Genomic DNA, 12,098 nt, shown 5'->3' with positions numbered 1-12,098 from the left:
AATGCAGCCATGACCACATCCCCTCCCTTTGCCGGGCTCACCCCGGACTGCCTGCTGAACGCGCTGGAAGGCCTCGGCCTGCCGGTGAACGGCCAGCTCCTGGCGCTCAACAGCTACGAAAACCGCGTCTACCAGGTCGGCCAGGACGACGCGCCGCCGCTGGTGGCCAAGTTCTACCGCCCCGAGCGCTGGAGCGATGCGCAGATCCTGGAAGAGCACGCCTTCGTGGCAGAACTGGCCGGCCACGAGATTCCGGTGGTCGGCGCGCTCAGCATCGCCGGCCGCACGCTGCATCAGCACGCCGGCTTCCGCTTCGCGCTGTTCCCGCGCCGCGGCGGACGCGCCCCGGAGCTCGACCGCCCGGACACGCTGCAATGGCTGGGACGCTTTCTCGGCCGCATCCACGCCCTCGGCGCGGTGACGCCGTTCGCGCTGCGGCCGACGCTGGACGCGGCGAGCTTCGGCGCGGAGCCGCTGGCCTTCCTGGCCGACTGCCCGTTCATCCCGGACGAGTTGCGCGCGGTGTACCTGGGCGTGGCGCGCCAGGCGCTGGACGGCGTGGCGCGCGGCTACGACCGCGCCGGCGCCATCACGCTGCGCCGCCTGCATGGCGATTGCCACGCCGGCAACGTGCTGTGGACCGAGGCCGGGCCGCACTTCGTGGATTTCGACGACTGCCGCATGGGGCCGGCGGTGCAGGATCTGTGGATGCTGCTGTCGGGGGAACGCAGCGAGCAGAGCGCCCAGCTGGCCGACCTGCTGGCGGGGTACGAGGATTTTTGTGAGTTCGACACGCGCGAGCTGTACCTGGTCGAGGCGCTGCGCACGCTACGGCTGATCCACTACAGCGCCTGGCTGGCGCGACGCTGGCACGACCCGGCGTTTCCGGCGGCCTTCCCGTGGTTCGACAGCCCGCGCTATTGGCAGGACCAGATCCTGGCGCTGCGCGAGCAGATCGCGCTGATGGACGAAGCGCCGCTGTGGCCGGTGTGAGCGCACCACACTGAGCCACCGCGGTGCTGCGCGCCGCCCTCCCGCAACGCACCCTGCCACGCCCGCCACGCGGCGCGAAGCAAGACGGGGCCTCAGCCGGCGGCGTCGGCGGCGGGCCCCTGGACTAGGCGGTGACGCTGCGCCAGCGTCGGAAACAGCCGCATCCACAGCGCCGCCACCAACAGCGTCCCCACCCCGCCCGCCACTACCGCCGGCACCGTGCCCAACAGCGCCGCGGTGGCGCCGGACTCGAACTCGCCCAGCTGGTTGGAGGCGCCGATGAACAGCGAATTGACCGCGCTGACCCGGCCGCGCATCTCGTCCGGGGTCTCCAGCTGCACGAAGGTGGTGCGGATCACCACGCTGATCATGTCCGACGCCCCCAATACCGCCAGCGCCGCCAGCGACAAGCCGAACGAGGTCGACAGGCCGAAGGCGATGGTGGCGAGCCCGAACACCGCCACCGCCGCGAACATCACCCGCCCCACCCGCTGTGCGATCGGGAAGCGCATCAGGTAGGCCGACATCATCAGCGCGCCCACCGCCGGCGCCGAGCGCAGCAGCCCCAGCCCCCACGGCCCGGTGTGCAGGATGTCGCGCGCGTAGATCGGCAGCAGCGCGGTGGCCCCGCCCAGCAGCACCGCGAACAGGTCGAGCGAGATGGCGCCGAGGATGTCGGGCCGGCTCTTGATGAAGCGCACCCCCACCAGCAGCGAATCGAGCGTCATGCGCTGCTGCGAGGGCACCGACGGGCGCGCCGCCAGCCGCGACAGCAGCAGCGCGCCGCCGAGGTAGAGCGTCAGGTCGAGGCCGTAGGTGAACTCGGCGCCCAGCGCGTAGAGGAAGCCGCCCAGCGCCGGCGCCAGGATGGTGGCCGCCTCGTTGGCCGAAGCGGCCGCCGCCACCGCCGGCGGCAGCAGCGCGGGCGGCACCACGTTGGGCAGCAGCGCCTGCATCGCCGGCATGTCGAAGGAGCGGCAGGTGCCGATCAGCACCGACAGCGCGAAGATCAGCTCGCGGCTCACCGCGAAGCCGGCGTGCGCGCTGCCCAGGCCCAGCAGCGCCGCCACCGCGGCCTGCACCAGCAGGCTCACCGTGACGATGCGCTGGCGGTCGAAGCGGTCCACCACCGAGCCCACCACCAGCACCAACAGCACCCGCGGCAGGAACTGCAGCAAGCCCACCAGGCCCAGGTCGAGCGCGCTGCCGGTGAGCGAGTACACCTGCCAGCCGATGGCGACGGTGAGGATCTGGAAACCGCTGGTGAGGCAGACGCGGGTCAGCCAGTACAGCCAGAACGGACGGAAACGACGCAGCGAAACCGGCACGGCCGGCGAGGCAGGGTTCATGGGCGGGCAAGGAAATGACGGGGGAGGCCACAGCCTACCCTTGCCCCGCCGCGAGCGCCAGCCCGGGACGGCGTTGCAGACTGGCGCAACGGCCGGCGCAAAGCACTGTACCAGGCTGACACAGTGTTGCACTTCGCCACAGCGGCCGCGCCCCGCCTGGCCCGGCGCGGTCGGGCCAGGAACGCCCCCGGCGCCGTCTGACCGTCACAAACCCCATTGGTTTCAACGAGATAGCGCATCACATACCAAAGTCGTAGACGGTTTTTCCCGGTGTGGGAATGGCGCTTGCAGCTGGCGCCCGGCAGTCGCCTCGTTTGCCACCGGAATGGAGAAACCATGAAAACCAGAACTCAAACCACCCTGCTCGCCAGCCTCGTCGCCGCCCTGTTCGCCAGCCAGGCCATGGCCCTGGAGATCTACAACGACAAGGGCTGGACGCTCGACATCAGCGGCTCGGTCAACGCCTTCTACACCACCAGCAAGGCCGACAACGCCGAACGCAGCAGCCAGATCGAGAACGGCCTGTTGCCGGGCTACTTCAACATCACCGCCGCCACCAAGCAGAAGGGCCTCGACATCAAGGGCGTGATCGGCATGTGGCCGGGCATCGATTCCGACTCGCCGGCCTTCGCCGGCACCACCTCCGGCGTCGGCAAGTCCACCGTGGACGCGCGCACCAACTACCTGAGCTTCGGCAACGACAAGATCGGCACCTTCAAGTTCGGCCGCGATATCGGCCTGTTCCAGTCCAACGCCATCCTCAACGACATGACGCTGATCGGCGTCGGCGGCGGCGCCGGGCTGGCGCGCAACATCAACACCACGCTGGGCGGCATCGGCGCCGGCTACATCTACGCCGAGTTCCAGCCGCAGATCACCTACACCACGCCGGACTACAACGGCTTCCACGCCAGCTTCGGCGTGTTCGACAACAAGGATGTGGACAGCACCGGCACCACCGGCAGCCATCCCGGCTACCAGGGGCTGGCCGAGTACGGCTTCAAGAGCAACGCGGCCTCGGGCAAGGCCTGGCTCGGCTTCGTCAACCAGCAGTTCACCCGCATCCGCGACAACAACGCCACCGGCTTCGAACTGGGTGCCAAGGCCGACATCGGCAACGTCGGGCTGATGGCGCAGGGCTTCAGCGGCAAGGGCATCGGCGACACCATCCTGTTCTCCGGCGGCACCGACGCCGACGGCAACAACCGCCGCTCCAACGGCTACCTGGCGCAGGCCACCTACAAGATCGACGACCTGAAGCTGGGCGTGAGCTACGGCGAGAGCCGCACCAAGGCCACCAGCGAAGAAGGCAGCGGCTACATCAACCGCGTCGCCGGCACCACGCTCGGCGCCTACTACAGCCTGACGCCGAACCTGACCCTGGTGGGCGAGCTGAACCGCCGCCGCAACAAGGTCACCGACATCGACACCGACAGCGTGTCGCTCGGCGCCATCCTGTTCTTCTGAGGCGGATGACCCGCCCGCCGCGCGGCGGGCGGGTCGCCAACGCCGCAAGCCCGACGTGCCTCTCCGGAGCGTCGGGCTTGTGCCGTGTTGGGGGGACGAAACGCGCCGTCAGCGCGGCGCCGGCTTGAGGCGGCGGTACAGGGTGTTGCGGCTGACCCCGAGGCGGCGCGCCGCGGCGCTGACGTTGCCGTTGCAGTCGGCCAGCACGCGGCGCATCAGCTGCAGCTCGACCTCGGCCAGGCGCTCGCCGTGGGGGGCGGTGGAACGGGGCGGCGCGGCGGACGGCGCCTCGACCTCCTCGACCCCGGCCGCCGGCACGGCCTCCAGCAACTCCTCCGGCAGGTGGCTCGGCAGCAGGGTCTCGCCCGGTTCCAGCAGCGCGCACAGGGTGCGCAGCACGCCGTGCAGCTGGCGCAGGTTGCCGGGCCAGGGGTAGCGGGCGAACGCCTGCCACACCGCCGGCGCCACCGCCACCGGCCGCCCCCCGCACTCGTCCGCCAGCAGCTGCGCCACCAGCGGCACCAGGTCGCTGCGCTCGCGCAGGGGCGGCAGCGCCAGGCGCACGCCGTTGATGCGGTAGTAGAGGTCGGCGCGGAAGCGGCCCGCCGCCACCGCCTCGGGCAGGGCGCGGTGGGTGGCGCACAGCAGCGAGAAGTCGACCGGCAGGACACGACTGGAGCCGAGCGGCGTCACCTCGCGTTCCTGCAGCACGCGCAGCAGGCGCGCCTGTAGAGCGAGCGGCATGTCGCCGATCTCGTCGAGAAACAGCGTGCCGCCGTTGGCCTGCAGCAGCTTGCCGACGTGGCCGCGCCGGCGCGCGCCGCTGAAGGCGCCCTCCTCGTAGCCGAACAGCTCCGATTCGATCAGCCCTTCCGGGATCGCGGCGCAGTTGACCGCCACGAAGGGCCGGTCGAAGCGCGACCCGCTGCGGTGGAAGGCGCGCGCGAACAGCTCCTTGCCGGTGCCGGTCTCGCCTTCGATCAGCAGCGGAATGTCCTTGCCGACCAGGCGCAGCGCGCGGCGCGCCACCGCCGCGAGCCCGGGGTCGCCGGCGAGGAAGTCGTCCAGCGTGCGCGGCCGGCCGCCGCCGAAGGCCGAGCGTCCGGTCTCCGCCGCGGGCGGCGCCGCGACTGGCGCGTGATGTTGCAGATAAGCCATGCAGTCTCTCCCTGTCGCCGGGCTCGCCGTCTTCCGCGAAAGACGCCCGGTCTCTCCTGCTTTGTACAAGGGAGCGCGCCGCCTCACCATTCATCTTTGGTCGGGGATGGGCGGCGCCGCGCTACAATGGCGCATGTCCGATTTCCCCTATCTCGCCGGCTACCCGCCGGCGCTGCTCGAGCGCGTGCGCGCGCTGGTCGCCGACCGGCGCCTGGGCACCTGGCTGGCCGAGCGCTACCCGGAGCGCCACGCGGTGCAGACCGACCGCGCGCTGTACCAGTACCTGGCCGAGCTGCGCCAGCGCTACCTGAAGAACGCCACGCCGCTGGCCAAGGTGCTGTACGACAACCGCCAGCACCCGGTGCACGGCACCCTCGGCACCAATACCTTCGTGGCGCGGGTGCAGGGCGGCAAATTGAAGAGCAAGAACGAGATCCGCATCGCCACGCTGTTCCGCGAGGCGCCGCCGCAGTTCCTGAAGATGATCGCGGTGCACGAGCTGGCACACCTGAAGGAGAAGGAGCACAACAAGGCGTTCTACCAGTTGTGCTGCCACATGGAGCCGGACTACCACCAGCTGGAATTCGACCTGCGGCTGTGGCTCACCGCCCGTGAGCTGAACCTGATGCAACCCGGCTGAGCGCCCGGCGCGACAGCGAAAAGGTTGGCCGAAGACCCGGGCCTTCGGCCAACCCTGGTCAGAACCGGCTCACGATTCTTTGACGAGCGGCACGGGGCCGGTCGTACCCGGCCGCTGCCGCCCTAAGCGCATGAACTGGTTCTGACGACTCAGTAGTTGGTGGTGTTCGCCGCCGGCGCACTGGCCGCCGGCTGGGCGTTGACCGTCATCTTCAGGCGCCGGCCCGGATCGCTGGGCAGCGTCACGGTGTTGCGCTGGCCGTGGTATTCGTAGGTCACCTCGTAACCGGTCAATTCCTCGCGCTGCGACGGGTGGCACACGGTGCGCGACGCCGTGGTCGGACGCGCGCCCTGGGTGTTGCGCGCGATCTGCTGCCCGGCCATGGCGCCGCCGATGGCGCCGACGATGGTGGCCGCGGTCTTGCCCTTGCCGCCGCCGACCTGGTGGCCCAGCACCCCGCCGACCAGGCCGCCCAAGAGCGCCCCGCCGTTCTCCGCCGTCACCATGCCCTCCAGGCCGCCGCTCGGGGCCGGCGCCGCGACCGGTTCGTTGACCTGCTCGCAGTTATCGTCCTTGACGGTCTGGTAACGCGGCTCGCTCTTCAGCACCGTGGCGTAGTCGGTAAAGGTCATCGCTTGGGCGCTGCCGGCGGCAACGAGCAGCGTGGCGATCAGCATTCTTTTCATTATCGGGATTCTCCAGAGTCGGCAATCCGCCTTCAGAGGCGGCGGTGACGGCCAGTATAAGGAGACGATATGTATGCCTTGTAAATAGTTGTTAACGGATGTTAAGCCCGCCGCTTGCCCAGCTCGGCCACCAGCACGCTGGCCACGATCAGCGCGGCGCCGCACAGCGCCGGCACGGTGAGCGGCTCGCCGGCGAGCCAGCCCACCAGCCCGCCCCACACCGGCTCCATGGCGTAGATCAGCGTAGCGCGCGTGGCCGGCACCGTCTGCTGCGCCCAGTTCATCGCCACCTGGATCAGCGTGGTGGCCAGCCCCAGCCCGAGCACGCAGCCGATCAGCCCCGGCGTCGGCTGCGGCGCGGCCTCGCCGGTCGCCAACATCAACAGCGTCGCCAGCAGCGCCACCGTCAGCAGTTGCACCACGGCCATGCGGCGCGGCTCGCAGCCCCCGGCGTAGCGGCCGAGCAGGCAGATTTCCAGCGCGATCATCGCCGCTCCGGCCAGGGTCAGCGCCTCGCCGAGGCCGAACGACCACTCCAGGCCGCGCGGGTCGGACAGCAGCACCAGCCCGCCGAACGCCACGGCGATGCCGAGCCAGGCCGCCAGCGGCGGCGGACGGCGGAACAGCAGCAGCATGATCAGCGGCACCAGCGGCACGTAAAGCGCGGTGAGGAAGGCCGACTTGCTGCTGGCGATCAGGCCGAGCCCCATGGTCTGCAAGCCGTAGCTGCCGCACAGCACCGCCCCCATCAGCACCCCGGCGCGCAGCTCGGCGCGGGTCAGGCCGCGCAGCTGGCGCCACGACAGCAGCAAGGCCAGCGCCCCGGCCACGCCGAAGCGCAGTGCGACGAAGCCGAACGGCCCGGCCCATTGCAGCGCGGTCTGCACCGCGAGGAAGGTGCCGCCCCAGACCACCGTGATCAGCAGCAATACCAGGTCCGGCAGGCGCGAGGGACGCGCCCCGGAAGGCAAGAGCAAGGTGGCGCTGGATGAGGTCATGACGGAACTCCACGGGAAGGAAAGCGAGGGTCGATTGCGGCGAAACGGCTCAGTGCACTATACTGCACATATCGCTCAATGTGCAATATAGTGCTCAGACCATGCCCGACACTCCCCCGCAAGTGCTGCTCGATGTTTCGGCCAACCTGCGCCAGGCGCGCCAGACGCTGGGCTGGAGCCAGGACAAGCTGGCCACCGCCGCCGGCGTCAGCCGCCGCATGCTGGTCAACATCGAGGCCGGCGACAGCAACGTCAGCCTGGCCACGCTCGACCGCCTCGCCGCCGCGCTCGGCCTGTCGTTCGCCGAACTGGTGCGCCCGCCCGCGGCCAACCCGCGCCAGCCGGCGGCCCCGGTGACGGTGTGGCAGGGCCGGCACCCCGACAGCCATGCCAGCCTGCTGCAAAGCCTGGGCAGTGCCGGCCGCACCGTCGAGCTGTGGCTCTGGCAGCTCGCCGCCGGCGAACGCTACGACGCCGAAGCCGACCCCGCCGGCAGCCACGAGATGCTGTACGTCATCGCCGGCGAGCTGGAGCTGGAACGCGCCGGCACGCGCCAGCGCCTCGCCCCCGGCGACTCGCTGACCTTCGCCTCCGACGAGCGCTACGCCTACCTCAACCCCGGCGCCGTGCCGGTGCGCTTCACCAAGAACGTGCTGCTGGCGCGCTGAGGCGCGGGCATGCAAAAAGCCGCGCCCCGAGGGAGCGCGGCTTGGCGATGGTGGACAAACCCCTGTTGCGAAGCGGCAGGGGTTTGTCGTGCAAACGGCAAAGCGGCGGATTCCGTCACTGAGCCGGAGCGGCCCGGCTGTGCCGGGTCCGGCAGCGTCGGAACAGGGCGCGTTGTCAGCCGGCGGAAAGCCGCGCCCCGCAGGAACGCGGCTGGCCGCCAACAGGCCCGGGCTCAGTAGCCGAGCGTGGCGCCGTCCGGGTTGCGCGGGTCGGAGTAGCCGTACAGGCCGTCGTCGCGCAGCTGGATGGTCTGGGTGCGGCCCATGGTCGGCTGCACCGACACCTTGTAGCCCTGCTTCTGCAGGATCGCCATGGTGTCCGGGCTCAGGCCCTTCTCGACGCGCAGCACGTCCGGCAGCCACTGGTGGTGCACGCGCGGCGTCGACGCCGCCTCCGCCGGGTTCATACCGAAGTCGATGGCGTTGACGATGGTCTGCAGCGTGGTGGTGATGATGCGCGCACCGCCCGGGCTGCCGGTCACCAGCCACGGCTTGCCGTTCTTCAGCACCAGCGTCGGCGACATCGACGACAGCGGACGCTTGCCCGGCTGGATGGCGTTGGCGTCGCCGCCGATCAGGCCGTAGGCGTTGGGCACGCCCGGCTTGGCGGAGAAGTCGTCCATCTCGTCGTTGAGCAGGATGCCGGTGCCACGGGCGACGATGCCGCTGCCGAAGTTCAGGTTCAGCGTGTAGGTCACCGCCACCGCGTTGCCCTTGGCGTCGACGATCGAGTAGTGCGTGGTCTGGTCGCTTTCATACGGCTGCGGCTTGCCCGGCTTGATGGCGGAGGCCGGCAGCACCTTGACCGGATCGATCTTCTGCGCCAGCTCGTCGGCGTACTTCTTCGAGGTCAGCCCCTTCACCGGCACCTTGACGAAGCCCGGGTCGCCCAGGTACTCGGCGCGGTCGGCATAAGCCAGTTTCATGGCCTCCGCCATATGGTGGATGGTCTGCGCGCTGTTCACGCCGTACTGCGCCAGCGGGTAGCGCTCCAGCATGTTGAGGATCTGGATGATGTGGGTGCCGCCCGAGCTCGGCGGCGGCATCGACACCACCTGGTAGCCACGGTACTCGCCGCGCACCGGCGCGCGCTCTTCCACCTTGTAGTTCCTGAGGTCGTCCTTGCCGATCAGGCCGCCGTGCTGCGCCATCTCGGCCACGATCTTGTCGCCGATCTCGCCGCTATAAAAGACCTTGCTGCCGTGCTTGGCGATCAGCCTGAGCGACTTGGCCAGGTCCTTCTGCACCAGCTTGTCGCCCAGCTGCAGCGGGCGGCCGTTCTTGAAGAAGATGGCGCGCGTGCTGTCCCACTTGCCGAGGTTGTCCTTCTCCACTTCCAGCATCTTGGCCATGGTCGGGCTCACCACGATGCCGCCTTCGGCCAACTTGATCGACGGCGCGATCAGGTCCGCCAGCTTCATCGTGCCCCAACGCTTGAGCGCGTGCTCCATGCCGGCCACCGTGCCCGGCACGCCGACGGCGAGGTGGGTGTAGGTCGAGCGGCCCTCGGCGACGTTGCCCTTCTCGTCCAGGTACATGTCGCGGCTGGCCTTGGCCGGGGCGATCTCGCGGAAGTCGAGCGCCACGTCCTGGCCGCTCTTGGCGTCGTGCAGCACCATGAAGCCGCCGCCGCCGAGGTTGCCGGCGTTGGGCAGCACCACCGCCAGCGCGAAGCCCACCGCCACCGCGGCGTCGACGGCGTTGCCGCCGCGCTTCAACACGTCCAGGCCGATGCGGCTGGCCAGCTCCTGCTCGGCGGCGACCATGCCATGCCTGGCGTAGACGGGGTGGAAGATATCCTGGTCGTAGTCGTACTTGACCACCGGGGCGGCGACCGGGGCTTCGGCTTGCGAGGCGACCGGGGCAAAGGCCAGCGCCAGGCCCAAGGCCATGGCGCCGAGCGCGAAGGGACGACGGATACGGGAAGACAGCATGAATGACTCTCCTTTGTTCACAGCATCGGCCAGGGCGTCGGTGCGCCCTGATCAGGGGTGGCGGGCGCGTCGTAGCGCTGCTAGCGGCGGCGCGGACGTGCCCGGTGAAGCGGCAGGCTCTGCGGCCTGCTGGTATTTCAACCCCGCCGACGCTGCATGATTCATGCCCGCCATGACATCACCATCGGCGGTGCTAACCTCTTCATTCTATGACGTAAGATTTTTAATGAAACCGGCGCACGTTCGGAAAACCGTAACTTGACGAGGCATGGCGCACGGAAAACCGAACGCTCCGTCCCGCTGCGCGGTGAATAAGCTACCTCGCCGGGCCCGGCTCTCTATACAATAGCCACCTTGTTGATTGGTAAAGGCTTCTGCCGCGCGCCGAAGCCAAGGATCTGGATTACCCATGTTGCGATTGTCTGAAATCAAACTGCCGCTCGACCACCCGGAAGCGGCGCTGCGCCAAGCCATCGTGGCTTACCTGGGCGTGCCCGACGCCGAGGTGGGCAGCTTCACCGTGTTCAAGCGCAGCTACGACGCGCGCAAATCGACGATGCAGCTGATTTACATCGTCGACGTCGAGGTCGCCAACGAGGCCGCCTTGCTGAAGAAATTCGCCAAAGACATCCACGTCGTGCCGACCCCGGACATGAGCTACCACTTCGTCGGCCAGGCGCCCAGCACCCTGGCCAGCCGACCGGTGGTGGTGGGCTTCGGCCCGTGCGGCCTGTTTGCCGGGCTGATCCTGGCGCAGATGGGCTTCCGGCCGATCGTCCTGGAACGCGGCAAGAAAGTGCGCGAGCGCACCAAGGACACCTGGGGGCTGTGGCGTAAGAACGTGCTCAACCCGGAATCCAACGTGCAGTTCGGCGAAGGCGGCGCCGGCACCTTCTCCGACGGCAAGCTGTACAGCCAGATCAAAGACCCGCGCTACCTCGGCCGCAAGGTGCTGGAAGAGTTCGTCAAGGCCGGCGCGCCCGAGGAAATCATCTACGTCAACAAGCCGCACATCGGCACCTTCCGCCTGGTCAGCATGGTGGAAAAGATGCGCGCCAACATCGAGGCGCTGGGCGGCGAGATCCGTTTCGAGCACAAGGTGACCGACGTGCTGATCGAAGACGGCCCGGACGGCAAGCAGATGCGCGGCCTGGTGCTGGCCAACGGCGAACAGATCCTGTCCGACCACGTGGTCATCGCGCTCGGCCATAGCGCGCGCGACACCTTCGAGATGCTGCACGCGCGCGAGGTGTTCATGGAGGCCAAGCCGTTCTCGGTGGGCTTCCGCATCGAACACCCGCAAACGCTGATCGACAAGGCGCGCCTCGGCAAGTACGCCGGCCACCCCCTTCTGGGCGCGGCCGACTACAAGCTGGTGCATCACGCCAGCAACGGCCGTTCGGTGTACAGCTTCTGCATGTGCCCGGGCGGTCAGGTGGTGGCCGCCACCTCCGAACCCAACCGCGTCGTCACCAACGGCATGAGCCAGTACTCGCGCGCCGAGCGCAACGCCAACGCCGGCATCGTGGTCGGCATCACCCCGGCCGACTTCCCCGGCAGCGGCCCACTGGCCGGCATCGTGCTGCAGCGCGAGCTGGAATCGCGCGCCTTCGTGCTGGGCGGCGGCACCTACGAGGCACCGGGCCAGCTGGTGGGCGACTTCCTCGCCGGCCGGCCGTCCAGCCGTCTCGGCTCGGTCACGCCGTCCTACCAGCCGGGCGTCAAGCTGGGCGACTTGTCCAGCGCGCTGCCCGACTACGCCATCGCCGCCATGCGCGAGGCGATCCCGGCCTTCGACAAGAAGATCCGCGGCTTCGCCATGAACGACGCGGTGCTGACCGGCGTGGAAACCCGCACCTCGTCGCCGCTGCGCATCACCCGTGGCGAAGACTGCCAGAGCCTGAACGTGCGCGGCCTGTTCCCCGCCGGCGAAGGCGCCGGCTACGCCGGCGGCATCCTGTCGGCCGGGGTCGACGGCATCAAGGTGGCCGAGGCGGTGGCGCGCAGCATCCTGAAACTGGCCTGAGCCCGCCACCACCAGGCGCCGTGAGCCGCGACAAAAAACCCCGTCATGCTGACGGGGTTTTTTCTTGACCGGCCGCTTGGAACCGGTTCAGGATCTGTTGCGAGCGGCCCTCAGCGGGG

10 protein-coding genes are annotated in these 12,098 nt (G+C 69.3%); 5 read left to right on the top strand and 5 right to left on the bottom strand.

Annotated features, from left to right (window positions below):
• Positions 1-9 precede the first annotated feature (9 nt).
• Positions 10-993 carry a serine/threonine protein kinase gene (locus tag NH8B_RS00355; RefSeq protein ID WP_014085543.1) on the top strand — a complete coding sequence of 328 codons (984 nt, stop codon included), beginning with the start codon at positions 10-12 and terminating at the stop codon, positions 991-993.
• 92 nt (positions 994-1,085) lie between these two features.
• On the opposite strand, the gene NH8B_RS00350 is transcribed toward NH8B_RS00355, so the two are convergent.
• A complete protein-coding gene (locus tag NH8B_RS00350) occupies positions 1,086-2,342 on the bottom strand; it encodes an MFS transporter (protein ID WP_014085542.1) in 1,257 nt (418 codons plus the stop codon).
• Between the two features lie 336 nt (positions 2,343-2,678).
• Here NH8B_RS00350 and NH8B_RS00345 point away from each other — a divergent pair, with 336 nt between their 5' ends.
• Entirely contained in the window at positions 2,679-3,809 is a 1,131-nt protein-coding gene (locus NH8B_RS00345) for a porin (RefSeq protein WP_014085541.1), read from the top strand.
• A gap of 108 nt (positions 3,810-3,917) precedes the next feature.
• Here the strand turns inward: NH8B_RS00345 and NH8B_RS00340 are convergent, their stop codons facing one another.
• Positions 3,918-4,967 carry a sigma-54-dependent Fis family transcriptional regulator gene (locus NH8B_RS00340; protein ID WP_014085540.1) on the bottom strand — a complete coding sequence of 350 codons (1,050 nt, stop codon included), beginning with the start codon at positions 4,965-4,967 and terminating at the stop codon, positions 3,918-3,920.
• Between NH8B_RS00340 and NH8B_RS00335 the strand changes: the two genes are divergently transcribed.
• Entirely contained in the window at positions 4,966-5,607 is a 642-nt protein-coding gene (locus NH8B_RS00335) for a M48 metallopeptidase family protein (protein ID WP_014085539.1), read from the top strand. The genes NH8B_RS00340 and NH8B_RS00335 overlap by 2 nt on opposite strands.
• Before the next feature lie 149 nt (positions 5,608-5,756).
• Here NH8B_RS00335 and NH8B_RS00330 read toward each other — a convergent pair whose 3' ends face one another.
• Together NH8B_RS00330 and NH8B_RS00325 are read right to left on the bottom strand one after the other, a co-directional pair.
• A complete protein-coding gene (locus NH8B_RS00330; RefSeq protein ID WP_008954598.1) occupies positions 5,757-6,293 on the bottom strand; it encodes a glycine zipper 2TM domain-containing protein in 537 nt (178 codons plus the stop codon).
• 101 nt (positions 6,294-6,394) lie between these two features.
• A complete protein-coding gene (locus NH8B_RS00325) occupies positions 6,395-7,291 on the bottom strand; it encodes a DMT family transporter (protein ID WP_014085537.1) in 897 nt (298 codons plus the stop codon).
• Positions 7,292-7,392: 101 nt separating this feature from the next.
• Here NH8B_RS00325 and NH8B_RS00320 point away from each other — a divergent pair, with 101 nt between their 5' ends.
• A complete protein-coding gene (locus tag NH8B_RS00320; protein ID WP_014085536.1) occupies positions 7,393-7,959 on the top strand; it encodes a helix-turn-helix domain-containing protein in 567 nt (188 codons plus the stop codon).
• A gap of 233 nt (positions 7,960-8,192) precedes the next feature.
• On the opposite strand, the gene ggt is transcribed toward NH8B_RS00320, so the two are convergent.
• A complete protein-coding gene (gene ggt, locus NH8B_RS00315) occupies positions 8,193-9,953 on the bottom strand; it encodes a gamma-glutamyltransferase (protein WP_014085535.1) in 1,761 nt (586 codons plus the stop codon).
• 409 nt (positions 9,954-10,362) lie between these two features.
• On the opposite strand from ggt, the gene NH8B_RS00310 reads away from it, so the two are divergent.
• Positions 10,363-11,979 carry an NAD(P)/FAD-dependent oxidoreductase gene (locus NH8B_RS00310; protein WP_014085534.1) on the top strand — a complete coding sequence of 539 codons (1,617 nt, stop codon included), beginning with the start codon at positions 10,363-10,365 and terminating at the stop codon, positions 11,977-11,979.
• Positions 11,980-12,098 lie beyond the last annotated feature (119 nt).

Origin of the sequence: Pseudogulbenkiania sp. NH8B, from assembly GCF_000283535.1 — a bacterium.
GTDB classification, from domain to species: domain Bacteria; phylum Pseudomonadota; class Gammaproteobacteria; order Burkholderiales; family Chromobacteriaceae; genus Pseudogulbenkiania; species Pseudogulbenkiania ferrooxidans.
Note: the sequence above shows the minus strand (reverse complement) of the source record. Positions and strands in the feature narration are given on the sequence as shown.